We start from the raw sequence: 25733 nt of genomic DNA on the forward strand, positions 1-25733 counted from the left end.
TTCTAAATATTCCTTTTTTGTGTCGCAACGCATATTAGGAAGCAACACCATGAAAAAAGAGTGGTTTGCCGCTAAGGAACTGGCAGGTCTTGAGGGATTACCCTCATCACCACAAGGCATTAACCTCATGGCGAAACGTGAGGGGTGGGAACAGCGCCGTCGTCGTGGCGTTCAAGGGAAGGCGGTGGAGTATCATGTTGAAAGTTTACCTTGCACCATACTGAATTCATTACATTTAAGAGAAGAGCCGGCACAGTATACGCCAGTACGGCAAGACCCATTAGCCCTATGGATAGAGGCTTACTATCGTTTTACGGAGGCTGAACGGGAGCAGGTTATTACCTTTATTTTTCGTGAAGGAGCTAAAAGCCTGATCGAGCAATTGAGAATCGATTAAGCCCGCCAGATGTGCACTTTGTGCCAGGAACTTGCTACAGCAGCTCATTGATAGAGAATGGATATGAAAAAACAATGGATTACCGCTGCTGAGCTTATTGGTATTGGCGGGTTGCCTAAAACGCCTGCAGGGGTTAATGGTCGAGCCAGAAAGGAAGGTTGGGAACGAAGACGTAAACTTGGGGTGCAGGGAAAGGCGGTAGAATACGCTATCGAGGGGCTACCATCTGATGTACTGAGTGTTTTACGCTTGAAAGAAACCCCCGCGGAATATGTTGTGCAGCGCAATGACCCATTGGCTATATGGATTGAAGCTTACAATCAACTCACTGATGCTGAGCGCTCGCGAGCTATTGCATTTTTGCTGCGGGAAGGGGTAGGAACACTGATGAAACGTTTGGATTAATAGCAAAAAAGATAAACCCGGGCGGCAAAGCGCGGGTTTCTTAATGGTTTCTCAAAAATCGCGTTGTACGGCAATGTGCGCTAAACCCTCAAGAGCCAGACGGTATTCACTTTCAGGGAGAATCTGTAACGCAGCAATAGCTTTGTCAGCCTCTTCCTCTGCACGCCGACGGGTATAGTCAAGTGAGCCACACTGCTGCATTGCAGCCAATACGGGTTCGAGTAAATGGCGGCCATTGCCTTGTTCAATTGCTTGCCGAATCATGGCTGCTTGTTCCACTGTGCCATTACGCATGGCATGCAGTAGGGGCAATGTAGGTTTACCTTCATTGAGGTCGTCACCGGTATTCTTACCCAAAGTGGTGCCATCAGAGCTGTAATCGAGCAGGTCATCAATGAGCTGGAATGCAGTACCCAGATAACGGCCATAATTCTGTAACGCCAACTCCTGCGTTTCAGTGGCATCCGCCAGCACGGCCGCAGACTGTGAGGCTGCCTCAAACAAGCGAGCCGTTTTGCTGTAAATAACCTGCATATAGTTTTCTTCAGTGATGTCTGGGTTATTACAGTTCATTAACTGTAAGACTTCACCTTCAGCAATAACGTTTGTGGCTTCTGACATCAAAGTAAGAACGCGCAGTGATTCGAGGCCGGTCATCATCTGGAATGAGCGCGTATAGATATAGTCGCCCACCAATACACTGGCGGCATTACCAAATGCCGCATTAGCCGTCGCTTTACCACGGCGCATATCAGATTCATCGACCACATCATCATGCAGCAAGGTCGCTGTGTGGATAAATTCAATCAATGCCGCGACAGTGATATGCTTACTGCCTTGGTAGTGCAACGCACGGGCCACCAAAACGGCGATCATAGGGCGAATTCGTTTCCCGCCACCACTGATAATGTAATGGCCCAATTGATTGATGAGAACAACATCAGAGTTCAACTGGTCGAGAATTGTTGTGTTTACTGCCGCCATATCCGGCGCGGTTAACTCGATAATCTTTTCTAGGTTCATTGTTATATTCAGCTGTTTTTCTCTTTAACTGCGATGAGATTACCGCCCACATTATTACATGACGTTCCCTGAGACTATGATTGTACTTGAAAAATCCATCAAATAAACATGATGTAAGAAACTGTGCTTTTTTTCTTCGCTTGGGCTGATTATATACTTGTCATTCACTACATTTTTGCGTAGAATTCGCGCCCTATTGTGAATATTTATAGTGCGCTCTGGACTACAAAAGTGGAGTGCACGGAAAGCGGAGTTTTATATGTACGCGGTTTTCCAAAGTGGTGGTAAACAACACCGAGTAAGCGAAGGTCAAACCATTCGCCTGGAAAAGCTGGACATCGCAACTGGTGAAACTGTTGAGTTTGACCAAGTTCTGATGATTGCTAACGGTGAAGAAATCAATATCGGCGCTCCTTTAGTCGATGGTGGCAAGATCAAGGCTGAAGTAATTGCTCACGGTCGTGGCGAGAAGATTAAGATTGTTAAATTCCGTCGTCGTAAGCATTACCGTAAGCAGCAAGGTCATCGTCAGTGGTTCACTGATGTTAAAATCACCGGTATCAGCGCTTAAGATTTAGGAGAGCGGATAAATGGCACATAAAAAGGCTGGTGGCTCGACTCGTAACGGTCGTGACTCCGAAAGTAAACGTCTTGGCGTAAAACGTTTTGGCGGCGAAGCAGTTCTGGCAGGCAGCATCATCGTTCGTCAACGTGGAACTAAGTTCCATGCAGGCACCAACGTAGGTTGCGGTAAAGACCATACTCTGTTTGCTTTGGCTGACGGTAAAGTCAAGTTCGAAGTTAAAGGCCCGAAAAACCGTAAATTTATCAGCATCGAAGCTGTATAAGTTTTTCGCGTCCTGTAAATAGATGTAAGCCCTGCAATTTCGTTGCGGGGCTTTTTACATTTCAGGGTTAACCCCCTTCGGTAAAAAATGGATACGAAGCAGCAGGCTGGTTTAGGTATTTTTTTGGCACTAACCACTGCCGTATTCTGGGGTGCCTTGCCGATCGCAATGAAGCAAGTGCTTGAGGTGATGGAGCCTTTTACCATTGTTTGGTATCGCTTCACGATGGCGGCTATCGGCTTGGGGATTATTCTGGCTTCGCGTCGTCAGCTACCCTCGCTTACACTTTTTCGCCAACGTCGCTGGCTGGTATTACTGATAGTTGCGACGTGTGGCCTGCTGGGGAATTTCATCTTCTTCAGTTCATCATTACAATATCTAAGTCCGACGGCATCCCAGGTTATCGGGCAATTATCACCAGTCGGTATGATGGTTGCCAGTGTGTTGATTTTAAAAGAGCGGATGCGCATTACCCAGGTTATTGGTGCGGGTATGCTGATTTGCGGCTTGTTGTTATTTTTTAATACCAGTCTGCATGAAATCTTTACCCGTTTGACTGATTATACGCTTGGCGTGGCATTGGGTGTCTGTGCAGCGGTTGTTTGGGTCAGCTATGGTGTCGCCCAGAAGGTGCTATTAAGGCGTATGGCATCGCAACAAATCCTATTATTGTTGTACACTTTATGTGCAATTGCATTATTCCCAATGGCGAAACCAGCCGTTATTTTTCAGCTAAATGGGTGGCAGTTTGCCTGTTTACTATTTTGTGGGGTTAATACCCTGGTGGGTTACGGTGCTTTGGCTGAGGCCATGGCGCGCTGGCAGGCAGCTCAGGTAAGCGCACTTGTCACATTGACGCCGTTGTTTACCTTGTTTTTTTCAATTCTATTGGCGCTGGCCTGGCCAGAAATGTTTGCTGCACCGTCCCTCAATCTTGTGGGATACGCAGGCGCATTCGTGGTAGTGGCCGGCGCAATGTTTTCCGCAATTGGACATCGTTGGTGGCCACGTCGGACAGAAATAAACCTGGTTGCTCCGCAAAAGCAGCGGCCCGGTGAATGATTTACGGAGAAAGTAAATGAAGTTTGTTGATGAAGCTACGATTTTGGTTGTAGCCGGTGACGGTGGTAACGGTTGTGTCAGCTTCCGCCGCGAAAAATATATCCCTAATGGTGGTCCTGACGGTGGTGATGGTGGTGATGGTGGCGATATTTACCTGCTGGCCGATGAAAACCTTAACACGCTGATTGATTACCGTTTTGTGAAGTCTTTCCGTGCTGAACGTGGGCAGAATGGCCAGAGCCGTGACTGTACCGGCAAACGTGGTAAAGATATCACCATTAAAGTCCCGGTTGGTACCCGCGTACTGGATCAGGGTACGGGTGAGATTGTGGGTGATATGACCCGCCATGGTCAGGTTCTGATGGTCGCGAAAGGGGGGTTCCATGGGTTAGGGAACACTCGATTCAAATCATCGGTAAATCGTGCGCCACGCCAGAAAACCATGGGTACTGAAGGCGAAACACGTGAATTGATGCTTGAGTTGTTGCTGCTGGCTGATGTGGGGATGTTAGGTTTGCCAAACGCGGGTAAATCCACCTTTATTCGTGCGGTTTCTGCGGCTAAACCAAAAGTAGCTGATTATCCATTTACGACATTGATCCCAAGTCTGGGTGTGGTACGAATGGATCATGAGCAGAGCTTTGTGGTTGCCGATATCCCCGGTTTGATCGAAGGCGCATCAGACGGTGCTGGTCTGGGTATTCGCTTCCTGAAGCATCTGGAACGTTGTCGTGTACTGTTGCACTTGGTTGATCTGGCTCCGATCGATGAATCAGATCCGATTGAGAATGCCAAAGTCATCGTTAATGAGTTACAGCAATACAGCGAAAATCTTGCAGAGAAGCCACGCTGGCTTGTTTTCAATAAGATTGACCTGATAGGTACAGAAGAAGCTGAGGTCCGCGCTAAGGCCATTGTAGAAGCGCTGGGATGGGAAGATAAGTACTACATGATTTCCGCAGCAAATCGCGACAATGTAAATGCGCTGTGCTGGGATGTCATGAAATTCCTTAACACCCAACCTAAAGCTATGGCCATTGCAGAAAGTGCGCCAGAAAAAGTTGAATTCATGTGGGATGATTATCACCGTGAACAACTGGCTGAAGTGGAAGCGGCAGCGGTAGAAGAAGATGACGACGATTGGGATGAGGAAGATGATGACGGCGTAGAGTTTATCTACGAACGTTAAATTTCCGGTTGTTGTGAGTCATAACGTTGTTATGAGTATAAATGAGGGCTGCCACTTCACCTGTGGCGGCCCTTTTATTTGAACACCTAATGGGCGACACTAGCTAAATGGAGGTAACGCCGTGCCATGGGTGACGGCAGGTATCCAGCATTGCGCCTGCAGTCCTGAACGGTCTGGGCGGTTCTCCAGTGTTAACCTGCCTTGGTGCAGTTGAACAATACGGATCACGATATTTAGCCCTAACCCACTGCCGCCATAGCGTTGATCCATACGACGAAACGCTTGAGTCAGTTCACCCGCCTGTTCTGGTTTTATTCCCGGCCCTTCATCCATCACTTGCAGAATGGCACCCAAGTTTTCAGTAACGAGTTTGACTGAAATCTGGCTACCAACCGGGCTATAACGATGGGCATTTTCAACCAGATTTCGCAACATCAGGCGCAGTAGCGTGGCGTCACCTTCTGTCTTGGCATAAGGCGGAAATTCCCACTGGATAGTTTGTTGCCGAAGATCACACATTTCCTGTAATTCATCTTGCAGTGGCTGCACCACATTTTCAGTCCAATCAAGAGATTGATATAGGCCACTAGCAAAATTTTGGCCTGCTCTGGAGAGTGTCAGTAACTGTTCAATAGTATGCATCAATAAGTCGATGCGACTAATCAATGAGTTACTTTCAGTGATCCCTTGTTGTTCCATCAACTCAAGGTGCAGACGAATCCCGGCCAGAGGTGTGCGTAACTCATGTGCGGCATCGGCAGTGAACAGGCGTTCTTGCGCAATAGTATTAGAGAGCCGGAATAACAACTGGTTAAGTGTCGATGTTACAGAGACGATTTCTTGCATATCGCTCTTAACAATCACTGGGGTGAGATTATCGGCTGAACGTTCAGCCAGCTTTTTTTGCAATTGATCCAGTGGACGAATAATCCAACTGATCGCCCAGAAAGAGAGCAAAAGGGTGATGGCCATCATGATGAGCGACGGCGCAAGCAGTGATGCAATGGCTTCCGCTATTTCCGTATCAACCCGCTCATTACGCGCTTGTGCGCTAAGGGTTTCATCAACCAGGAAGCTGATTTGCTCCTGACTTTCATGCCATAACCAAAAGGCACTGATCAACTGGGTAACCAATAATATTAACGCCAGCATTAAAATCAGACGGCGTCGCATACTGATCATGATTGTGCCTCCAGACGATAGCCAATACCCCTTACGGTACGAATACGATCTTTGCCTAATTTGCGGCGAAGATTATGGATATGCACTTCTAGCGTATTGGAGCCGAGATCATCATTCCAGGTATACAGATCCTGCTGTAATAACTCACGGTTAACGGTTTGACCGGCCCGCATAATTAAGCGCGAGAGGATCGCAAACTCCTTGGGCGTGACTTCCAGCGGCTGATCCTGCAAACAGACTTGCTGTGTTGATAAGTTAAGGCTCAGGTCATCTTGTTGCACCAAATTGTCACTTTGCCCCTGATAACGACGAATCAATGCGCGAACGCGTGCCAGTAACTCGGCTAACGCGAAAGGTTTGATAAGGTAATCGTCAGCACCGGCATCCAGCCCGTCAACCCGATCTTCCAGTGCATCACGGGCGGTGAGGATAAGTACCGGTAAGGTGACATGCTGGCGCCGCCATTGACGCAACAACACGGCACCATCTTGATCCGGCAGGCCGAGATCGAGGATTACCATGCTGTACTGACTGGTGTGTAATAAACTGTGCGCTTCGGCTGCGGTACCGGCACAGTCACAGGCATAGCCCTGATTGGTCAGGGCCATAGCTATCCCGCGTTGCAGCAGTTCATCATCTTCAACAATCAGTAGTTTCATAATTTTTAATTATTCTGATAGATGTCTTTATACAGGCGGCTTTCGAAGCGAACCAAAGGTGCCCGACGATTTTTTTGATCTTCAGGTGGTACGGCGTAACCCGACAAGAATTGGACAAATGCCATGCGTTGCCCACTGGCGGTAGTAATAAATCCGGCCAGATTGTATACGCCTTGTAGTGCACCGGTTTTGGCCGAAACTTTGCCATCAACACCCGCTTCATGCAGGCCACCACGATAACGTAATGTACCGTCATAGCCCGATAATGGGAGCATTGAGATAAAATTAAGTTCTTGATCATGTTGAGCTATATATTGCAAAGCTTGCATCATGGTTGCCGGTGAAATGAGATTATGACGTGACAAACCCGATCCATCCACGACAATACTGTTCCCCAGATCCACACCGGCCTTCTGGCGCAGAACCTGACGCACCGCATCGGCACCGGCGCGCCATGTGCCCGGTACACCAAATCGCTGATGACCAATGGTCCTGAATACGGTATCGGCAATCATGTTGTCAGACTTTTTCAACATGATTTTCAGTAAGTCATGTAACGGTGCTGACTGCGCTTGCGCTAGCACGGTGCCAGCGGCATTGGGGGTCGTCTGCCGGCGTAGGCTGCCGTCAATCTGAATATCCGCTTTTTTCAGTTCATCTTTCAAGATGGCACCGGCATAGCTGGCACCATTTTGTACTGCAAAGGCCAGAGGCAGCGGTTCACTGCGTTGTGTCAGGCATCCGGTAAGCGTGAATCGGTTTAATTCGCCTGGAACGACATCTAACTCGCAATATTGCGCATCTGGTGAACCTTTAGCTAAAGTACGTACTTCACTGAACATTTGCACCGGATAATAGGATGCAACTCGGATAAATGCCATGTCACCCGGATTAGGTGCGCTGTATAGTGAGACTGAAAAACAGTTACGATCGACAATGGCCGCCGCAGGTGGGGCACTAAAACATTGTGTCATATCGTTCCACGGCCAACCGGGTGCTTTGTCGTGGCTGGCAAAAACCGACGTATCAATGATCAAATCACCTGCAACTTGTTTTACACCGGCTTTTCTTAGCGTAGCCACCATATTACGCAACTGCTGGCGTGTTAAAGTGGGGTCACCATCAAAACGTGCAACTAAATTGCCGCGCAACACACCGTCGGTGATCGGACCGTGACTTTCTAGTGTGGTATTGAAGCGAAAATCAGGTCCAAGCTGTAGCAAAGCGGCCAATGCGGTCAGGACTTTTTGCGTACTGGCGGGTAAGGCCATCTGCTGAGCGTGATAGTCTATTGCTGGGGTCGTAGCCCCGATTTTTTGTACTACTAACGCAAGATTTGCCCCATCAGGCAGATACTGTGTGTAATTTTCGACCTGAGCCGCATTGGCGTTAGATATGCTGATATTGATCGCAATAGCACAGGCCAATCCACTGACAATTCGTGAAAAATGCATAATTTCGGTATAACTGCTGAATAACGTGTTGCCATACTACGGTGCAACGAGGGCGAAAGTAAACGATGACCCTAAAGGAACTCTACGTTAAAATGCATATCAAAATGCAGAATTGATCCTGACTTGGGGTTTTGGCTCCGGGGTGATTTTTTTTGTTTATCGCCTGGAGGCGGGTAGGCTATCAAACTAGCCGCATTTTCATTCGAAAACGTTAGGATGACGGTTTTTTGAACAGGATAGATTTAGAGGTATTTAAAAGATGAAACAGATTCCGATGACGGTAAATGGCGCAGAGAAACTGCGTGAAGAGCTGGATTTTTTAAAAGGCGTTCGTCGCCCTAAAATTATTGCTGATATCGCCACTGCCCGCGAACACGGTGACTTGAAAGAAAATGCGGAATATCATGCAGCCCGCGAGCAACAAGGGTTCTGTGAAGGCCGGATTCAAGAAATAGAAGCAAAACTCTCTAATGCGCAGGTGATTGATATCACCAGAATGCCTAATAATGGCCGCGTTATTTTTGGTGCCACGGTTCGTGTATTAAATGTGGATAGCGAAGAAGAGCAGCAATACCGGATTGTGGGTGATGATGAAGCGGATTTTAAACAAAATCTTATTTCGGTTAACTCACCTATCGCTCGTGGCCTGATTGGTAAGGAAGTCGATGACGTCGTTGTTATTCGAACTCCAGGCGGCGAAGTAGAATATGAAATTCTTAGCGTGGATTATGTGTAATACTTGTCCATCTGAGCAGCTATTACGCGTTATTTCTCAAAAATGAAGTTGTAAAGAAAAGTAAAAGGCCGCTTGCGGCCTTTTATCAGAACAAAGTGCATGGCACCTTTTCTCTAAAACAAGCGTCATTAACGCGGTAAAATAATTTTCCGCTCTTTCGCTGGGCGATAGAGCACTAAAATATTACCGATGATTTGGACGTTAACGGCACCGGTCTCACGCACGATGGCATCAGCAATTAGGGCTTTGGTTTCACGCTCTTCAGCAGTGATCTTCACCTTAATAAGTTCATGATGTTCCAGCGTTTGTTCGATTTCAGCCAGCACCCCTTCGGTTAACCCGTTATTGCCCAGCATGACTACTGGCTTTAATGGATGGGCCAGGCTTTTCAGGTGCTGTTTTTGTTTGTTATTCAGATTCATCGTCTTTTTTGCTTAAGTTGGGATTGAAAACGGTTCATTCTACCGCCATCTCATGTGTATCACCAAATCGGTCTACGTCGATGGGGAGTTTACGCGAGCTAAGCAACAGATGCGCGGGCTCTTAATTAAGATAGTTGGAAAAAGAGATGTCTAATAAAAAGCGTTCGGCTAGCTCTAGTCGCTGGTTACAAGAACACTTTAGCGATAAATATGTAATTCAGGCACAGAAAAAGGGGCTACGCTCCCGCGCCTGGTTTAAACTTGATGAAATACAACAGAACGATAAACTTTTTAAACCCGGTATGACAGTAGTCGATTTAGGCGCTGCACCCGGCGGTTGGTCCCAATATGCAGTAACCCAAATAGGCGGTAAAGGGCGGGTCATCGCATGTGATCTTCTACCAATGGATCCTATCGTTGGTGTCGATTTCCTTCAGGGCGATTTTCGTGATGAACTCGTCCTGAAAGCTTTACTTGAGCGTGTTGGGGATAAAAAAGTTCAGGTGGTCATGTGTGATATGGCCCCGAATATGAGTGGTACTCCGGCAGTCGATATACCTAAATCAATGTATCTGGTTGAATTAGCTTTAGATATGTGTCGTGATGTACTTGCGCCAGGCGGAAGTTTCCTGGTGAAGGTGTTTCAGGGAGATGGCTTTGATGAATACCTACGGGAAATTCGCTCCCTGTTTACGAAAGTTAAGATTCGTAAGCCAGACGCTTCTCGTGCGCGATCGCGTGAAGTGTACATTGTAGCGACAGGGCGGAAACTGTAGTACCCTAACGCTGTTTGTTAACACAGTTGTAATATGAGGTTAATCCCTTGAGTGACATGGCGAAAAACCTAATTCTCTGGTTAGTTATTGCAGTCGTACTGATGTCTGTATTCCAGAGCTTTGGACCCAGCGAATCGAATGGCCGTAAAGTGGATTACTCTACTTTCATGTCCGACGTAACCCAAGAACAGGTTCGTGAAGCGCGTATTAATGGGCGTGAAATTAACGTCAGTAAGAAAGATAACAGCAAATATACGACTTTCATTCCGGTCAACGATCCAAAGCTGTTAGATACCTTATTGACTAAAAATGTGAAAGTTGTTGGTGAGCCACCGGAAGAGCCGAGCTTGCTGGCCTCTATCTTTATTTCCTGGTTCCCAATGTTGTTGTTGATTGGGGTCTGGATCTTCTTTATGCGTCAAATGCAAGGTGGCGGCGGCAAAGGGGCGATGTCCTTTGGCAAGAGCAAAGCCCGCATGCTGACAGAAGATCAAATAAAAACCTCTTTTGCTGATGTGGCCGGTTGCGACGAAGCAAAAGAAGAAGTCAGTGAATTGGTTGACTATCTGCGTGAGCCAAGCCGCTTCCAAAAACTGGGCGGTAAGATTCCGAAAGGCGTATTGATGGTTGGTCCTCCAGGGACAGGTAAAACCTTGCTGGCGAAAGCCATTGCAGGTGAAGCTAAAGTGCCATTCTTCACTATTTCTGGTTCTGACTTCGTAGAAATGTTCGTTGGTGTGGGTGCATCCCGTGTCCGTGACATGTTTGAGCAGGCTAAAAAAGCCGCACCTTGTATCATCTTTATCGATGAAATCGATGCGGTAGGCCGTCAACGTGGCGCTGGTTTGGGTGGTGGTCATGATGAACGTGAACAGACACTGAACCAAATGCTGGTTGAAATGGATGGCTTTGAAGGCAATGAAGGCATCATCGTCATCGCAGCAACTAACCGTCCAGACGTTCTTGACCCGGCGTTACTGCGTCCAGGTCGTTTTGACCGTCAGGTTGTGGTTGGCTTACCTGATGTCCGTGGTCGTGAACAGATTCTGAAAGTTCATATGCGCCGCGTGCCATTAGATACCGATATCGATGCTTCAGTTATCGCACGTGGTACACCAGGCTTCTCTGGTGCTGACCTGGCTAACCTGGTCAACGAAGCCGCGTTGTTTGCTGCTCGTGGTAACAAGCGTGTTGTTTCGATGGCTGAGTTTGAGAAAGCGAAAGATAAAATTATGATGGGTGCGGAACGTCGCTCCATGGTAATGACAGAAGCACAAAAAGAATCAACGGCTTATCATGAAGCAGGCCATGCGATCATCGGTCGTCTGGTACCTGAACATGACCCAGTACATAAAGTGACCATTATTCCACGTGGTCGTGCGTTGGGTGTAACATTCTTCCTGCCGGAAGGTGATGCTATCAGCGCTAGCCGTCAGAAACTGGAAAGCCAGATCTCTACCTTATACGGTGGTCGTCTTGCTGAAGAGATAATTTACGGGCCGGAAAAAGTCTCTACCGGTGCATCGAATGATATCAAAGTTGCCACGTCTATCGCGCGTAACATGGTGACGCAGTGGGGCTTCTCCGAAAAACTGGGGCCGTTGCTGTATGCTGAAGAAGAAGGCGAGGTATTCCTTGGCCGTTCTGTGGCAAAAGCCAAGCATATGTCTGATGAAACCGCGCGTATTATCGATCAGGAAGTTAAATTACTTGTCGAGCGTAACTATCAGCGTGCACGTACTTTGCTGATGGAAAATATGGATGTTCTGCATACCATGAAAGATGCTTTGATGAAGTATGAAACGATTGATGCACCGCAGATTGATGATTTGATGAATCGCAAAGAAGTTCGCCCGCCAGCGGGTTGGGATGATGCGACCAAGAATAAATCATCTGACAATGACAGCACACCAAAGGCACCAACGCCGGTTGATGAGCCAAATGTACCAACGCCAGGCAATTCAAATACCATGTCAGAACAGTTGGGCGATAAGTAAGTCAACTGTTGGCATCTAAAAGCGTTGTGATTAATATAAACCTCGGGCTTGCCCGGGGTTTTTCTTTTTCTGTCATATCCTGCTTACTTGGCGTTGCTGCGGTTCCCACTTGAATCACTGAACTTTGGTCTGTTCATCGGGGCTTGTTCGGTTTGCCTTGCTGCAACGCAATGACTTTGGGTATAAAATTAAAGTGAATTGCCACTTTTGAGGCGTAATTACATGCAGTTAACTGCCAGAGATCGTGTTCTGGATCTCTCTCTCCCACAAGTTATGGGTATCTTGAATGTCACCCCGGATTCGTTTTCGGATGGTGGACATCACAATAATATTGATAAAGCATTACAGCATGCCCAATTGATGTTATCAGCAGGTGCTACGCTGATTGATATTGGTGGCGAGTCCACCCGTCCTGGTGCTGCACAAGTGAGTGAGCAGGAGGAGCTTGATCGGGTAGTGCCAGTTGTCGAGGCATTAGCCAAGCGCTTTGATATTTGGTTATCTGTAGATACCTCTAAAGCGGCGGTTATCACTGAATCTGCTCAAGCTGGCGCCCATCTGATTAATGATATCCGCTCATTACAAGAGCCAGGTGCGCTTGACGCTGCGGCAAAAACCGGTCTGCCGGTGTGCCTGATGCATATGCAGGGGCAACCGCAAAGTATGCAGCAGTCACCGCATTACGATGATTTACTGGCTGATGTAAACCAGTTCTTTGAATACCATATCGCTCGCTGTGTTGCGGCCGGTATCGCAAAAAGTAAATTGTTACTCGACCCAGGCTTCGGTTTCGGTAAAGATTTGGCGCATAATTATCAGTTATTGGCGCGACTGGCTGAACTGCACCATTTTGGGTTGCCATTGTTAGTGGGAATGTCGCGAAAATCGATGGTGGGTCAGTTATTACATGTTCCGCCACAACAGCGGGTCATCGGGAGTGTCGCTTGTGCTGTCATTGCCGCTATGCAAGGCGCACAGATTGTCCGAGTGCATGATGTCAAAGAAACTGTCGAGGCGATGCGTATCGTCGAGGCAACACTTTCAGCGAAGGGATAAACAAAAATTATGAGTAACCGTAAATACTTTGGTACAGATGGCATTCGCGGCAAAGTGGGTGAGAGTCCGATTACGCCTGATTTTGTATTAAAGCTCGGCTGGGCTGCCGGTAAAGTTCTGGCTCGACATGGTTCTCGTAAAATTATCATCGGTAAAGATACGCGTATTTCCGGCTACATGTTGGAATCGGCGCTGGAAGCCGGCTTGGCTGCCGCTGGGCTATCGGCATCATTTACCGGCCCGATGCCGACCCCTGCTGTTGCTTATCTGACCCGAACTTTCCGCGCTGAAGCCGGTATTGTTATTTCAGCGTCCCATAACCCTTTCGAAGATAATGGCATTAAATTCTTCTCAATTGATGGCACCAAACTGCCTGATGATGTGGAGGAGGCCATTGAAGCAGAAATGGAAAAACCATTAACCTGCGTTGAATCTGCCGAATTGGGTAAAGCTAACCGTATCGTGGATGCGGCCGGGCGCTACATTGAGTTCTGTAAAGGCACCTTCCCGAGCGAACTTAGCCTGAAAGAGTTAAAAATTGTGGTCGATTGCGCCAATGGTGCCACCTATCACATCGCCCCAAGTGTATTACGTGAACTCGGGGCAAATGTTATCACCATCGGCTGTGAACCTGATGGCATGAATATCAATGAAGAATGTGGTGCCACGGATGTTCGCTTGCTGCAAGCGCGTGTGCTGGCTGAAGAGGCACATGTTGGCCTGGCATTTGACGGTGATGGTGACCGCTTGATGATGGTTGATCATCTGGGCAACAAGGTTGATGGCGACCAGATTTTGTATATCATCGCGCGCGAAGGCTTGCGTCAGGGCCAACTGAAAGGCGGTGCGGTTGGTACGCTAATGAGTAATATGGGCCTAGAGCTTGCACTGAAACAGCTCGGCATTCCTTTTGTTCGTGCCAAAGTGGGCGACCGCTACGTGCTGGAAGCCATGCAAGAGAAAGGCTGGCGTATTGGTGCTGAAAACTCAGGCCACGTGATTTTGTTGGATAAAACTACCACCGGTGACGGCATTGTTGCTGGTCTGCAAGTGCTGACGGCGATGGTGCGTAACCATATGAGCCTACATGACCTGTGCAGTGGCATGAAATTGATGCCACAAATTCTGGTCAATGTGCGTTTCTCCGGCGATCATGACCCACTGGAATCAGAGAAAGTTAAAGAAGTTAACCACCAGGTTGAAAAAGAATTGGGCGAGCGTGGCCGCGTTCTGTTGCGTAAATCAGGTACCGAACCATTAATCCGCGTGATGGTTGAAGGTGATGCTGAAGAATCATTGATTGCTGAAATGGCAAACCGGATCGCAGATGCGGTGAAAGCGGCAGGTTAATGGTGTTTTTATGGGGGAGGGTGTGACTCTTTCCCCCATAAATTGCGCTGAAGTTGAATAACTTGACGTTTTTTTCTGCAAATGAACTCGTGTTGTGAAATTGCCCTTGCGTGTACTATGCGCTTTGGTTAGTATTCACACCCGCTTAAGTGGGTGAATAAGTCCCCGCTGATGGGTGAAAAGCATTTGGCATGCGGTGAATCCGCAAGGATACAGGTACAACTATGTACGAAGCTCTTCTGGTATTTTTCTTGCTGATTTCGATTGGGCTAGTTGCTCTGATCATGTTGCAGCAAGGTAAAGGCGCGGATATGGGAGCCTCATTCGGAGCAGGTGCGTCTGCAACTCTGTTCGGTTCGAATGGTTCCGGTAACTTTATGACTCGCATGACGGCTTTATTGGCGACGCTGTTCTTCGTCATTAGCTTGATTCTGGGCAATATGAGCACCAACCAGGGCCATACAGGCAGCGAGTGGGAAAACTTGGGTACGCCTGCAAAAACTGAGCAGACTACAGCTCCAGTAGCACCAGCTAAGCCAAGTAGCGATATCCCGCAGTAATGTTTTGCCAGCAGTAAGTAGTAACGATAGAAAAAAGTTTTAAAATGGTTGTGACGACTTAAATAGTAAAAACAACCAGTTGAATCAGTGCCGGGGTGGTGGAATTGGTAGACACGCTACCTTGAGGTGGTAGTGCCCGATTGGGCTTACGGGTTCAAGTCCCGTCCTCGGTACCAAATCAGTCAGATAACTTGCTTTTTTGTCGTTATCAACGTAATATTTGCCACGTTTTCGGACGCGGGGTGGAGCAGCCTGGTAGCTCGTCGGGCTCATAACCCGAAGGTCGTCGGTTCAAATCCGGCCCCCGCAACCACTTTCCTAAAGTGTTTTTTTTCAAATGTTGTATTCGGTAGACCTCAGATACTTTCGATTTCAATTTGAAAAAAATACTTGTCAGAAAGTTGTACCGAAGCCGCTTTGCGGCAAACAGGGTCCAGTTGCATAAAGCCCCGAATTTCGGGGTTTTTTGTTATTTGACAGCAGAATCACTGGGCTATTAGGCCCTTTTTTTATGTCTTGGGGGTGGGCTTGTCCACATTAGAACAAAAGTTAACAGAGATAATTTCAGCACCGGTTGAGGCCTTAGGCTATGAATTAGTCGGCATCGAGTTCATCCGGGGGCGCCAATCGACGCTACGAATCTATATTGATAGTGACGACGGAATCACTGTTGATGCTTGTGCTGATGTCAGCCACCAGGTCAGCGCTGTATTGGACGTAGAAGATCCAATTACGGTCGCTTACAACTTAGAAGTTTCCTCTCCGGGCCTTGATCGCCCTATGTTCACCGCTGAACACTATACTCGTTACCTCGGTGAAGAAGTCACTTTGGTTTTGCGTATGGCAATGCAGAACCGCCGTAAATGGCAGGGCATTATTAAAGCCGTTGATGGTGAAATGATCACGGTTACTGTGGATGGAAAAGATGAAGTGTTCGCGCTGAGCAACATCCAGAAAGCGAACCTGGTACCCCACTTTTAAAGTTTGGATGAGGCAACTAGGATGAACAAAGAGATTCTGGCTGTTGTAGAAGCAGTTTCCAATGAGAAATCCCTTCCGCGCGAGAAGATTTTTGAGGCGTTGGAAACCGCTCTAGCGACAGCGACCAAGAAAAAATACGAACAAGAAATTGAAGTTCGCGTCAGCATCGACCGTAAAACCGGTGATTTCGACACTTTCCGCCGTTGGGTCGCAGTTGACGAAGTTACCATGCCAACGCGTGAAATCACGTTGGATGCGGCTCAATATGAAGATCCAACCCTCCAGTTGGGTGATTATGTCGAAGACCAGATTGAATCTGTTACTTTTGACCGTATCACAACCCAAACAGCTAAACAGGTCATCGTACAGAAAGTACGTGAAGCCGAACGTGCTATGGTGGTTGATCAGTTCCGTCAGTATCTGGGCGAAATTGTTACCGGTGTGGTGAAAAAAGTTAACCGTGACAGTATTGCACTGGATCTGGGTAACAATGCTGAAGCCGTTATTGGCCGTGAAGACATGCTACCGCGTGAAAACTTCCGTCCAGGCGACCGTATCCGTGGTGTTCTGTATGACGTGCGTCCAGAAGCTCGCGGTGCTCAGTTATTTGTCAGCCGTTCACGTCCTGAAATGCTGATCGAACTGTTCCGTATTGAAGTGCCAGAAATTGGCGAAGAATTGATCGAAATTAAAGCTGCCGCCCGTGATCCTGGCTCGCGTGCTAAAATTGCGGTCAAAACCAACGACAAACGTATCGATCCAGTCGGTGCTTGTGTCGGTATGCGTGGTGCCCGAGTTCAGGCTGTTTCCAGCGAGCTTGGCGGCGAGCGCATTGATATTGTATTGTGGGATGATAATCCAGCCCAGTTTGTTATTAATGCCATGGCGCCAGCTGATGTTGCGTCTATTGTGGTTGATGAAGACAGACACACGATGGATGTTGCCGTTGAAGCCAGCAACTTGGCCCAGGCAATTGGCCGTAACGGCCAGAACGTACGTTTAGCAGCACAACTGAGTGGCTGGGAACTGAACGTAATGACGGCGGACGATCTTCAGGCGAAGCATCAGGCCGAAGCTCATGCCGCTATTGATACCTTCACCAAATATCTTGATATCGATGAGGACTTTGCCACCATATTGGTAGAGGAAGGTTTCTCTTCTCTGGAAGAATTGGCTTACGTGCCAATGAAAGAACTTCTGGAAATCGATGGTCTTGACGAAGATACGGTTGAAGCGCTGCGTGATCGCGCCAAAGCTGCATTGACCACGCTGGCCCTGGCACAAGAAGAAAGTCTTGGCGACCAAAAACCCGCTGATGATCTGCTGAACCTGGCGGGTCTGGAACGTAGCATGGCATTCAAATTGGCTGCGCGCGGTGTGTGTACGCTGGAAGATCTTGCCGAGCAGGGTATCGACGATCTGGCAGATATTGAAGGGCTTAGCGATGAGCAAGCCGGCGAGCTGATTATGGCTGCACGTAATATCTGTTGGTTTGGCGATAACGCGTAATAAACTGTAGCAGGAAGGAACAGCATGACAGATGTAACCGTAAAATCGCTGGCAGCTGAGATTCAGACCCCAGTTGATCGCCTGGTACAGCAATTTGCTGATGCAGGGATCAAGAAGTCTGAAGTAGACTCAGTTACCCAGCAAGAAAAAGAAACATTGCTGGCGCACTTAAACCGTGAACACGGCAGTGCGCCTAATAAACTCACGTTGCAACGCAAAACGCGTAGCACCTTGAATATTCCGAGCACCGGCGGAAAAAGTAAATCGGTGCAAATCGAGGTCCGCAAGAAACGCACTTATGTAAATACGCCGGAAGCTGAACAAGCGAAAGCGGAAGAGCAGGCACAGCGTGAAGCGGAAGAGCAGGCACAACGTGAAGCGGAAGCAGCAGCGCAGAAAATCGCTGAAGAAAAAGCTAAACGTGCGGCCGAAGAACAAGCCAAACGTGAGGCCGCTGAAAAAGCTAAACGCCAAGCAGCGGAAAAAGAAAAAGTGACGAATCAACAAACCGACGAAAAAATCAAGCCAGCTCAGACCGATAAAGCACGCCGTGAAGCTGAAGCTGCCGAGCTGAAACGCTCAGTAGAAGAAGAAACACGCCGTAAGGTCGAGGAAGATGCTAAACGCGTTGCTGAGGAAGCCCGTAAAATGGCAGCCGAAAACGAAGGTAAATGGCCAGAACCTGTGGCTGAGCAGACTGAGTCTGCTGACTACCATGTAACCACCTCACAACATGCGCGCGCCGCGGAAGACGAAAACGACGCCAAAGTTGAAGGTGATCGCCGTAGCCGCACTCGTGGTGGTAAAGCAACTAAGCAGAAAAAAGGCAATAAACTCTCCGAGTCTAAAGCTGATCGTGAAGAAGCACGTGCTGTTGGCCGTAAAGGCAAACGTAAACCAAGCACACTGCAACAGAGCTTCAACAAGCCTGTTGTTGCGGTTAACCGCGATGTTGTGATTGGTGAGACTGTAACAGTTGCTGAACTGGCAAACAAAATGGCTGTTAAAGGCTCTCAGGTCATCAAAGCAATGATGAAACTGGGTGCTATGGCAACCATTAACCAGGTTATCGATCAAGAAACAGCACAGATGGTTGCTGAAGAGATGGGCCACAAAGTGATTCTGCGTCGTGAAAACGAACTGGAAGAAGCTTTGATGAGCGACCGTGATACTGGCGCTGAAGCCGCAGCCGAGCATCGCGCTCCGGTTGTGACCATCATGGGCCACGTTGACCACGGTAAAACCTCTCTGCTGGATTACATCCGCTCCACGAAAGTGGCGTCAGGTGAGGCCGGTGGTATTACACAGCACATCGGTGCTTATCACGTTGAAACTGAAAACGGCATGATCACCTTCCTGGATACCCCAGGACACGCCGCGTTTACTTCAATGCGTGCCCGTGGTGCTCAGGCGACTGATATCGTGGTGTTGGTTGTTGCAGCCGACGATGGCGTGATGCCACAGACTATCGAAGCTATTCAGCATGCCAAAGCGGCGAAAGTGCCGGTTGTGGTTGCAGTGAACAAAATCGATAAGCCAGAAGCTGATCCAGACCGCGTTAAAACCGAGCTGTCTCAGTACGGTGTCCAGCCAGAAGAGTGGGGCGGTGACTCTCAGTTCATCAACGTATCTGCGAAAGCTGGTATCGGTATTGATGAATTGTTGAACGCAATCCTGCTGCAAGCTGAAGTTCTGGAACTGAAAGCAGTTCGTACTGGCATGGCAAACGGTGTGGTTATCGAATCCTTCTTGGATAAAGGCCGTGGCCCTGTTGCTACCGTGCTGGTTCAGAAAGGTACCTTGAACAAAGGTGATATCGTACTGTGTGGCTTTGAGTATGGCCGTGTACGTGCGATGCGTGACGAGTTGGGCCGTGATATCACGTCTGCTGGTCCGTCTATTCCGGTGGAAATCCTGGGTCTGTCCAGTGTTCCTGCTGCCGGTGATGAAGTGACCGTGGTTCGTGACGAGAAGAAAGCTCGTGAAGTTGCACTGTACCGTCAGGGCAAATTCCGCGAAGTTAAACTGGCTCGTCAGCAGAAATCTAAGCTGGAAAACATGTTTGCTAACATGACCGAAGGCGAAGTTTCTGAACTGAACATCGTAATCAAGTCTGACGTACAGGGTTCTTGTGAAGCTATCTGTGATTCACTGGAAAATCTGTCTACCGATGAAGTGAAAGTGCGCATTGTTGGCTCAGGCGTTGGTGGTATCACCGAAACTGACGCAACACTGGCCGCAGCTTCTGGCGCAATCATCCTTGGCTTTAACGTTCGTGCTGATGCTTCAGCCCGTCGTGTGGTTGAAACTGAAGGTCTGGATCTGCGTTACTACTCAGTAATTTATAGCCTGATCGACGAAGTCAAACAGGCGATGAGTGGTATGTTGGCACCTGAGTACAAACAACAAATCATTGGTCTGGCTGAAGTTCGTGATGTGTTTAAATCACCGAAATTTGGCGCCATTGCAGGTTGTATGGTTACTGAGGGTGTGATTAAGCGTAACAATCCAATCCGTGTTCTGCGTGACAACGTGGTTATCTATGAAGGCGAGCTGGAATCTCTGCGCCGCTTCAAAGATGACGTTAACGAAGTTCGTAATGGTATGGAGTGTGGTATCGGCGTTAAGAACTATAACGACGTCCGTACTGGTGATGTGATCGAAGTCTTCGAAATTATCGAAATCAAACGTACTATCGATTAATCGCCTCAGATCTGCTTATATCCATTTGGGGGGCCTTGGCCCCCCAATTTGTCTGGAGAATCCAAATGGCAAAAGAATTCAGCCGTTCTCAACGTGTTTCGCAGGAAATGCAAAAAGAGATCGCACTCATCTTACAACGCGAAATCAAAGACCCACGTGTTGGTATGGCTACCGTATCCGGTATCGAGCTGTCCCGTGATTTGGCTTACGCTAAAGTCTTTGTGACCTTCCTGAATGTGTTAACCGATAACGCAGACCCGGATACAGTTAAAAATGGCATTAAAGCACTGCAAGATGCCTCTGGTTATATCCGCACTCTGCTGGGTAAAGCGATGCGCTTGCGTATCGTACCGGAACTGACCTTCGCTTATGATAACTCATTGATTGAAGGCATGCGGATGTCTAACCTGGTGACTAATGTCATCAAAAATGATGTAGAACGTCAGGTTAATCCAGGTAACGACGAGGAGAAGTAATGGGGCGTCCACGTCGTCGCGGCCGTGACATTAACGGCGTTCTGTTATTGGATAAGCCGCTGGGCCTCTCCTCTAATGATGTTTTGCAGAAAGTAAAACGTCTCTTTAGCGCTAACCGCGCAGGCCATACCGGTGCACTCGATCCACTGGCGACCGGTATGTTGCCTATCTGTCTTGGTGAAGCGACCAAATTCTCTCAATTCTTGCTCGATTCTGATAAGCGCTACCTGGTGGTTGCCCGTTTGGGCCAGCGCACAGATACTTCGGATGCCGAAGGTGCGTTAATCAGTGAGCGTGAAGTTAACGTCACTCAGGCGCAGATGGATGCTGCTCTGGATAGTTTCCGCGGCGATAGCCAGCAGATACCTTCCATGTATTCGGCACTGAAGCATCAAGGTAAACCGTTGTATGAATATGCCCGGCAGGGGATTGAAGTAGAGCGCGACGCCCGTAGCATTACCGTGTATGAATTGCTGTTTATCCGCTGGGAAGGCAATGACCTTGAGCTGGAAATTCATTGCTCAAAAGGCACCTACATTCGCACTATTGTTGATGATTTGGGTGAATTATTAGGCTGTGGGGCACATGTTAGCTATCTGCGTCGTTTGCAAGTGGCCGCTTACCCAAGTGATCGCATGGTGACTTTAGAGCAGTTGACTGCCATAGTTGAAGCGGCACAGGCAGAAGAGCGCTCACCAAATCCAGAGCTGGATTTACTGTTGCTACCGATGGACAGTGCAGTATTAAACTTCCCTGAAGTCAATCTGTTACCTGCTGTTGCAGCCTATGTAAAGCAAGGGCAACCGGTGCATGTTGCTGGCGCGCCAAGCGAAGGTATGGTCCGTATCACTGAAGGCGAAGAGCGTAATTTCATTGGTATCGGCACTATCGCAGAGGATGGCCGTGTTGCACCCAAACGCCTGGTAGTAGAGGCGCAGGAAAATGCACTATAGGCCATACCTTATATAATTCGAGTTGCAGGAAGGCGGCTACCTTGCGATTCCGCAGTGCAAAGAGTAGAATAGTGCGGCTTACATATTGGGTTGCTGAATTAGAGATCGGCGCCTGTTTTAATTTATCTATATATTTGGAGTTGTATCATGTCTCTAAGTGTTGAAGCGAAAGCTAAAATTGTTGCTGACTTCGGTCGCGGTACCAATGACACCGGTTCAAGCGAAGTTCAGGTTGCTCTGTTGACTGCTCAAATTAACCATTTGCAAGGTCACTTCTCCGAGCACAAAAAAGATCACCACAGCCGTCGTGGTCTGCTGCGTATGGTATCCACGCGTCGTAAGCTGCTGGACTACCTGAAGCGTGAAGATGTAGCACGTTATGCTTCCCTGATCGAGCGTCTGGGTCTGCGTCGCTAAGTCTGCGAGTTTCGGGAGAAAGGGGCCAAATTGGCCCCTTTTTTCTAAGAAGCAATGATAGAATACGTTAGTATATTGTTGTTCATTACCCAAAGTAATTGAAGTTGTAAGTAAGCAGCAAACGGATCCGCCCCGCAGAGTTGGCTCAGGTCAGTGATTCGGGTGAGTGAGAAAGGTTAACACTGCTGTAGCGTCAAGTATGAAGCGTAAATTTCAAACATAGGATCTTCCGGTGCAGAGGTTCGCGCGGCTAATGAGAGACTTTAACTCAATGAGAGTTAAGGATTGTCATTAGTCGCGAGGATGCAGTGTGAAGGTATTAGTAACAGGTGGATGAGGTCGTCAATACGATCCGGCACCGCATAGTATAAGGATACTATTTTGCTGACTCCGATTATTCGTAAATTCCAGTACGGTCAACATACCGTTACCATTGAAACCGGTATGATGGCTCGCCAGGCAACGGCTGCTGTAATGGTAAGCATGGACGACACCGCAGTATTTGTGACTGTTGTTGGCCAAAAGAAAGCCAAGCCAGGTCAGAGCTTCTTCCCTCTGACTGTTAACTATCAGGAGCGTACTTACGCTGCTGGCCGTATCCCAGGTAGCTTCTTCCGTCGTGAAGGCCGCCCAAGTGAAGGCGAAACACTGACTTCACGTCTGATTGACCGTCCGATCCGCCCACTGTTCCCAGACAGCTTCTTGAACGAAGTGCAGGTGATTGCGACCGTTGTTTCTGTTAACCCACAAGTTAACCCAGACATCGTGGCACTGATTGGTGCCTCAGCGGTGCTGAGCCTGTCAGGTATTCCATTTAACGGCCCAATTGGTGCTGCTCGTGTTGGTTACATCAACGACCAGTATGTGCTGAACCCAACGACCGATGAACTGAAAGAGAGCCGCTTGGATCTGGTTGTTGCCGGTACTGCTGACGCAGTATTGATGGTTGAATCAGAAGCACAGATTCTGTCTGAAGATCAAATGTTAGGCGCGGTCATCTTCGGCCACGAACAACAACAAGTTGTGATTGAGAATATCAACGCTCTGGTTGCTGAAGTTGGCAAACCTAAGTGGGATTGGCATGCAGAGCCAGTTAACGAAGCGCTGCACGCGCGTGTTGCTGAGCTGGCAGAAGCTCGTCTGGGTGATGCTTATCGTATCACTGAGAAACAAGAGCGCTATACTCAGGTTGATGCTATTAAAGCTGACGTCACTGAAGCGCTGTTGGCACAAGATGAATCTTTAGATGCTAGCGAGATTCATGACATTCTGGGCGATGTTGAGAAAAACGTCGTTCGTAGCCGCGTATTGCGTGGCGAGCCACGTATCGATGGCCGCGAAAAAGACATGATCCGTGGTCTGGATGTGCGTACTGGCGTATTGCCACGTACCCATGGTTCTGCGTTGTTCACCCGTGGTGAAACTCAGGCGCTGGTTACTGCAACACTGGGTACTGCCCGTGATGCGCAAAATATTGATGAGCTGATGGGTGAGCGTACTGACTCATTCCTGCTACACTATAATTTCCCTCCATATTGTGTTGGTGAAACAGGTATGGTTGGTTCACCTAAGCGTCGTGAGATTGGCCATGGCCGTCTGGCGAAACGTGGTGTACTGGCAGTAATGCCAAGCCCGAGCGAGTTCCCTTACACTGTTCGTGTGGTTTCTGAAATCACCGAGTCTAACGGTTCTTCCTCAATGGCTTCTGTTTGTGGTGCTTCTTTGGCCCTGATGGATGCAGGTGTGCCAATTAAAGCCGCTGTTGCGGGTATCGCGATGGGTCTGGTTAAAGAAGGCGAAAACTTTGTTGTTCTGTCTGATATTCTGGGTGACGAAGATCACTTGGGCGACATGGACTTTAAAGTGGCCGGTAGCCGTGACGGTATTACTGCACTGCAAATGGACATTAAAATTGAAGGTATCACCCGCGAAATCATGCAGGTGGCTCTGAACCAGGCCAAGGGTGCGCGTCTGCACATTCTGGGTGTTATGGAACAGGCTATCAGCACACCTCGTGGTGATATCTCTGAGTTTGCTCCACGTATCTACACCATGAAAATCAATCCTGAGAAAATCAAGGATGTGATCGGTAAAGGTGGTTCTGTGATTCGTGCGCTGACTGATGAAACTGGCACCACCATTGAAATCGAAGATGATGGCACCATTAAGATTGCAGCAACCGACGGCGATAAAGCGAAACACGCTATCCGCCGTATCGAAGAAATCACTGCTGAAATCGAAGTGGGCCGTATCTATGCGGGTAAAGTAACTCGTATCGTTGATTTCGGTGCATTTGTGGCAATCGGCGGCGGTAAAGAAGGTTTAGTTCATATTTCTCAAATCGCTGACAAGCGTGTAGAGAAAGTGACTGACTATCTGCAAATGGGCCAAGAAGTGCCAGTTAAAGTAATGGAAGTTGATCGCCAGGGCCGTATCCGCCTGAGCATCAAAGAAGCCACTACTCCTGACGCAGAAGCTCCGGCACCAGAAGCAGCAGAGTAATAAAGTATTCCATAGCTCCTTACCTCTGGTGAGGGGCTGTGTTATCTCGAGGGCAGGATGCTCTTGTGTTAAACAAATGGATGAAAGGATATTTATCCAATGTTTGTCTTCGGGAGTAGGAAATGAAGCCTTTCTTGCGCTGGTGTTACGTTGCGACAGCACTCATGCTGGCAGGATGCAGCAACCATGATTGGCGTAAAGACGAGGTGTTGGCTATCCCGTTGCAACCTACGTTGCAGCAGGAAGTGATTCTGGCTCGCATGGAACAAATCCTTGCAAGTCGGGCACTTACGGATGATGAGCGCGCGCAGCTTTTATATGAGCGCGGAGTGCTGTATGATAGCCTCGGGCTACGGGCACTAGCGCGAAATGATTTTTCGCAAGCGTTAGCTATTCGTCCTGATATGCCAGAAGTTTTTAACTATCTGGGCATTTATTTAACGCAGGCAGGCAATTTTGATGCTGCCTATGAAGCGTTTGATTCTGTACTAGAGCTTGATCCAACTTACAATTACGCGCGTTTAAACCGGGGTATCGCTCTGTATTATGGCGGTCGACTCCCGTTGGCGCAGGATGATCTGCAGGCGTTTTATCAAGACGATCCAAATGATCCCTTCCGTTCGTTATGGCTGTATCTGGTGGAAAGAGAAATCGATCCCAAGGCGGCTGCAGTAGCGTTACAACAGCGCTATGAAAAATCGGACAGAGGGCAATGGGGATGGAATATTGTCGAATTCTACTTGGGCACGATCAGCGAAAAAACGCTGATGGAAAGGCTCAAGTCAGATGCAATGGATAACACTTCGCTCGCTGAGCATCTCAGTGAAACTGACTTCTATTTAGGTAAACATTACCTAAGTCTGGGGGACAAGGACACCGCTTCGGCGCTGTTCAAACTGACGGTAGCTAACAACGTTCATAATTTTGTTGAGCACCGCTATGCATTGTTGGAATTGGCGCTTTTGGGCCAAGAACAAGACGACCTATCGGAATCGGACCAGCAATAGCTGACGAACAACTATTAGCCTGACTATCTTGGTTTTTACCAATGTTAATCACCCTAACAGGTGATGGCC

At 48.3% G+C, this 25733-nt stretch carries 25 protein-coding genes and 2 tRNA genes; 22 read left to right on the forward strand and 5 right to left on the reverse strand.

Annotation, left to right across the window (positions count from 1 at the left end; genetic code table 11):
* Window positions 1-49 precede the first annotated feature (49 nt).
* Entirely contained in the window at window positions 50-397 is a 348-nt protein-coding gene (locus V2A85_RS03630) for a DNA-binding protein (RefSeq protein WP_420070911.1), read from the forward strand.
* A 63-nt stretch (window positions 398-460) separates the two neighbouring features.
* Complete coding sequence (locus tag V2A85_RS03635; protein WP_372557839.1) at window positions 461-802, forward strand: DNA-binding protein; 342 nt, start codon at window positions 461-463, stop codon at window positions 800-802.
* Between the two features lie 51 nt (window positions 803-853).
* Here V2A85_RS03635 and ispB read toward each other — a convergent pair whose 3' ends face one another.
* Window positions 854-1825, reverse strand: a complete 972-nt coding sequence (gene ispB, locus V2A85_RS03640) for an octaprenyl diphosphate synthase (protein WP_372557840.1) — start codon at window positions 1823-1825, stop codon at window positions 854-856.
* A 259-nt stretch (window positions 1826-2084) separates the two neighbouring features.
* Between ispB and rplU the strand changes: the two genes are divergently transcribed.
* From rplU to cgtA, 4 genes are all read left to right on the forward strand, one after another.
* Complete coding sequence (rplU, locus tag V2A85_RS03645; RefSeq protein ID WP_005186422.1) at window positions 2085-2396, forward strand: 50S ribosomal protein L21; 312 nt, start codon at window positions 2085-2087, stop codon at window positions 2394-2396.
* A gap of 19 nt (window positions 2397-2415) precedes the next feature.
* Window positions 2416-2673 (forward strand): 50S ribosomal protein L27, encoded by a 258-nt coding sequence (gene rpmA, locus V2A85_RS03650; RefSeq protein WP_083160917.1) that lies wholly within the window; start codon window positions 2416-2418, stop codon window positions 2671-2673.
* 87 nt (window positions 2674-2760) lie between these two features.
* Window positions 2761-3735, forward strand: a complete 975-nt coding sequence (locus tag V2A85_RS03655; RefSeq protein WP_372557841.1) for a DMT family transporter — start codon at window positions 2761-2763, stop codon at window positions 3733-3735.
* Between the two features lie 16 nt (window positions 3736-3751).
* Window positions 3752-4924 (forward strand): Obg family GTPase CgtA, encoded by a 1173-nt coding sequence (gene cgtA / locus V2A85_RS03660; RefSeq protein WP_083160913.1) that lies wholly within the window; start codon window positions 3752-3754, stop codon window positions 4922-4924.
* A gap of 99 nt (window positions 4925-5023) precedes the next feature.
* Here cgtA and pmrB read toward each other — a convergent pair whose 3' ends face one another.
* The 3 genes from pmrB to dacB are packed head-to-tail and all read right to left on the reverse strand — an operon-like array spanning window position 5024 to window position 8219.
* Entirely contained in the window at window positions 5024-6106 is a 1083-nt protein-coding gene (gene pmrB, locus V2A85_RS03665; protein ID WP_372557842.1) for a two-component system sensor histidine kinase PmrB, read from the reverse strand.
* A complete protein-coding gene (gene pmrA, locus V2A85_RS03670; RefSeq protein WP_005186436.1) occupies window positions 6103-6765 on the reverse strand; it encodes a two-component system response regulator PmrA in 663 nt (220 codons plus the stop codon). The genes pmrB and pmrA overlap by 4 nt, the downstream gene beginning before the upstream one ends.
* Before the next feature lie 5 nt (window positions 6766-6770).
* Window positions 6771-8219, reverse strand: a complete 1449-nt coding sequence (gene dacB, locus V2A85_RS03675) for a serine-type D-Ala-D-Ala carboxypeptidase (protein WP_420070901.1) — start codon at window positions 8217-8219, stop codon at window positions 6771-6773.
* Window positions 8220-8478: 259 nt separating this feature from the next.
* Between dacB and greA the strand changes: the two genes are divergently transcribed.
* Window positions 8479-8955 (forward strand): transcription elongation factor GreA, encoded by a 477-nt coding sequence (gene greA, locus V2A85_RS03680; RefSeq protein WP_005186441.1) that lies wholly within the window; start codon window positions 8479-8481, stop codon window positions 8953-8955.
* A 128-nt stretch (window positions 8956-9083) separates the two neighbouring features.
* Here the strand turns inward: greA and yhbY are convergent, their stop codons facing one another.
* Window positions 9084-9377 carry a ribosome assembly RNA-binding protein YhbY gene (yhbY, locus tag V2A85_RS03685; protein WP_004389225.1) on the reverse strand — a complete coding sequence of 98 codons (294 nt, stop codon included), beginning with the start codon at window positions 9375-9377 and terminating at the stop codon, window positions 9084-9086.
* A gap of 146 nt (window positions 9378-9523) precedes the next feature.
* Between yhbY and rlmE the strand changes: the two genes are divergently transcribed.
* The 15 genes from rlmE (at window position 9524) to nlpI (ending at window position 25664) form a co-directional block, all read left to right on the forward strand.
* Window positions 9524-10153: a 23S rRNA (uridine(2552)-2'-O)-methyltransferase RlmE gene (gene rlmE, locus V2A85_RS03690; RefSeq protein WP_083160905.1), complete on the forward strand. Its 630-nt coding sequence runs from the start codon at window positions 9524-9526 to the stop codon at window positions 10151-10153.
* Between the two features lie 56 nt (window positions 10154-10209).
* Window positions 10210-12150, forward strand: a complete 1941-nt coding sequence (gene ftsH / locus V2A85_RS03695; RefSeq protein ID WP_083160903.1) for an ATP-dependent zinc metalloprotease FtsH — start codon at window positions 10210-10212, stop codon at window positions 12148-12150.
* A 222-nt stretch (window positions 12151-12372) separates the two neighbouring features.
* Window positions 12373-13206: a dihydropteroate synthase gene (gene folP / locus V2A85_RS03700; RefSeq protein ID WP_372557844.1), complete on the forward strand. Its 834-nt coding sequence runs from the start codon at window positions 12373-12375 to the stop codon at window positions 13204-13206.
* Window positions 13207-13215: 9 nt separating this feature from the next.
* A complete protein-coding gene (glmM, locus tag V2A85_RS03705; protein WP_420070902.1) occupies window positions 13216-14556 on the forward strand; it encodes a phosphoglucosamine mutase in 1341 nt (446 codons plus the stop codon).
* 224 nt (window positions 14557-14780) lie between these two features.
* Window positions 14781-15116: a preprotein translocase subunit SecG gene (gene secG / locus V2A85_RS03710; protein WP_005186467.1), complete on the forward strand. Its 336-nt coding sequence runs from the start codon at window positions 14781-14783 to the stop codon at window positions 15114-15116.
* 89 nt (window positions 15117-15205) lie between these two features.
* A tRNA-Leu gene (locus V2A85_RS03715) sits at window positions 15206-15292 on the forward strand.
* Between the two features lie 60 nt (window positions 15293-15352).
* A tRNA-Met gene (locus tag V2A85_RS03720) sits at window positions 15353-15429 on the forward strand.
* Window positions 15430-15644: 215 nt separating this feature from the next.
* Window positions 15645-16097 (forward strand): ribosome maturation factor RimP, encoded by a 453-nt coding sequence (gene rimP / locus V2A85_RS03725; RefSeq protein WP_002222054.1) that lies wholly within the window; start codon window positions 15645-15647, stop codon window positions 16095-16097.
* Between the two features lie 21 nt (window positions 16098-16118).
* Entirely contained in the window at window positions 16119-17606 is a 1488-nt protein-coding gene (gene nusA, locus V2A85_RS03730; protein ID WP_083160895.1) for a transcription termination factor NusA, read from the forward strand.
* A 24-nt stretch (window positions 17607-17630) separates the two neighbouring features.
* A complete protein-coding gene (gene infB / locus V2A85_RS03735; RefSeq protein WP_372557846.1) occupies window positions 17631-20309 on the forward strand; it encodes a translation initiation factor IF-2 in 2679 nt (892 codons plus the stop codon).
* Between the two features lie 65 nt (window positions 20310-20374).
* The gene (gene rbfA, locus V2A85_RS03740) at window positions 20375-20785 is read left to right on the forward strand and encodes a 30S ribosome-binding factor RbfA (RefSeq protein ID WP_032816249.1); all 411 of its coding nucleotides are present in this window, start codon (window positions 20375-20377) and stop codon (window positions 20783-20785) included.
* Entirely contained in the window at window positions 20785-21738 is a 954-nt protein-coding gene (gene truB / locus V2A85_RS03745; protein ID WP_372557847.1) for a tRNA pseudouridine(55) synthase TruB, read from the forward strand. The genes rbfA and truB overlap by 1 nt, the downstream gene beginning before the upstream one ends.
* 147 nt (window positions 21739-21885) lie before the next feature.
* Entirely contained in the window at window positions 21886-22155 is a 270-nt protein-coding gene (gene rpsO, locus V2A85_RS03750; protein ID WP_050085613.1) for a 30S ribosomal protein S15, read from the forward strand.
* A gap of 381 nt (window positions 22156-22536) precedes the next feature.
* Complete coding sequence (gene pnp / locus V2A85_RS03755; RefSeq protein ID WP_083160892.1) at window positions 22537-24657, forward strand: polyribonucleotide nucleotidyltransferase; 2121 nt, start codon at window positions 22537-22539, stop codon at window positions 24655-24657.
* 122 nt (window positions 24658-24779) lie between these two features.
* The gene (gene nlpI, locus V2A85_RS03760; RefSeq protein WP_083160891.1) at window positions 24780-25664 is read left to right on the forward strand and encodes a lipoprotein NlpI; all 885 of its coding nucleotides are present in this window, start codon (window positions 24780-24782) and stop codon (window positions 25662-25664) included.
* Window positions 25665-25733: the final 69 nt, after the last annotated feature.

This window comes from Yersinia sp. 1252 StPb PI, assembly GCF_048593885.1.
In the GTDB taxonomy this organism is placed as follows: domain Bacteria; phylum Pseudomonadota; class Gammaproteobacteria; order Enterobacterales; family Enterobacteriaceae; genus Yersinia; species Yersinia enterocolitica_E.

Coding starts and splice junctions, on each gene's coding strand:
- V2A85_RS03630 (WP_420070911.1), top strand. CDS start 50: ATGAAAAAAGAGTGGTTTGCCGCTAAGGAACTGGCAGGTCTTGAGGGA.
- truB (WP_372557847.1), top strand. CDS start 20,785: ATGGGGCGTCCACGTCGTCGCGGCCGTGACATTAACGGCGTTCTGTTA.
- V2A85_RS03635 (WP_372557839.1), top strand. CDS start 461: ATGAAAAAACAATGGATTACCGCTGCTGAGCTTATTGGTATTGGCGGG.
- rpmA (WP_083160917.1), top strand. CDS start 2,416: ATGGCACATAAAAAGGCTGGTGGCTCGACTCGTAACGGTCGTGACTCC.
- rbfA (WP_032816249.1), top strand. CDS start 20,375: ATGGCAAAAGAATTCAGCCGTTCTCAACGTGTTTCGCAGGAAATGCAA.
- cgtA (WP_083160913.1), top strand. CDS start 3,752: ATGAAGTTTGTTGATGAAGCTACGATTTTGGTTGTAGCCGGTGACGGT.
- secG (WP_005186467.1), top strand. CDS start 14,781: ATGTACGAAGCTCTTCTGGTATTTTTCTTGCTGATTTCGATTGGGCTA.
- ftsH (WP_083160903.1), top strand. CDS start 10,210: ATGGCGAAAAACCTAATTCTCTGGTTAGTTATTGCAGTCGTACTGATG.
- glmM (WP_420070902.1), top strand. CDS start 13,216: ATGAGTAACCGTAAATACTTTGGTACAGATGGCATTCGCGGCAAAGTG.
- ispB (WP_372557840.1), bottom strand. CDS start 1,825: ATGAACCTAGAAAAGATTATCGAGTTAACCGCGCCGGATATGGCGGCA.
- rpsO (WP_050085613.1), top strand. CDS start 21,886: ATGTCTCTAAGTGTTGAAGCGAAAGCTAAAATTGTTGCTGACTTCGGT.
- greA (WP_005186441.1), top strand. CDS start 8,479: ATGAAACAGATTCCGATGACGGTAAATGGCGCAGAGAAACTGCGTGAA.
- V2A85_RS03655 (WP_372557841.1), top strand. CDS start 2,761: ATGGATACGAAGCAGCAGGCTGGTTTAGGTATTTTTTTGGCACTAACC.
- dacB (WP_420070901.1), bottom strand. CDS start 8,219: ATGCATTTTTCACGAATTGTCAGTGGATTGGCCTGTGCTATTGCGATC.
- nlpI (WP_083160891.1), top strand. CDS start 24,780: ATGAAGCCTTTCTTGCGCTGGTGTTACGTTGCGACAGCACTCATGCTG.
- pmrB (WP_372557842.1), bottom strand. CDS start 6,106: ATGATCAGTATGCGACGCCGTCTGATTTTAATGCTGGCGTTAATATTA.
- rplU (WP_005186422.1), top strand. CDS start 2,085: ATGTACGCGGTTTTCCAAAGTGGTGGTAAACAACACCGAGTAAGCGAA.
- infB (WP_372557846.1), top strand. CDS start 17,631: ATGACAGATGTAACCGTAAAATCGCTGGCAGCTGAGATTCAGACCCCA.
- nusA (WP_083160895.1), top strand. CDS start 16,119: ATGAACAAAGAGATTCTGGCTGTTGTAGAAGCAGTTTCCAATGAGAAA.
- rlmE (WP_083160905.1), top strand. CDS start 9,524: ATGTCTAATAAAAAGCGTTCGGCTAGCTCTAGTCGCTGGTTACAAGAA.
- yhbY (WP_004389225.1), bottom strand. CDS start 9,377: ATGAATCTGAATAACAAACAAAAACAGCACCTGAAAAGCCTGGCCCAT.
- folP (WP_372557844.1), top strand. CDS start 12,373: ATGCAGTTAACTGCCAGAGATCGTGTTCTGGATCTCTCTCTCCCACAA.
- pmrA (WP_005186436.1), bottom strand. CDS start 6,765: ATGAAACTACTGATTGTTGAAGATGATGAACTGCTGCAACGCGGGATA.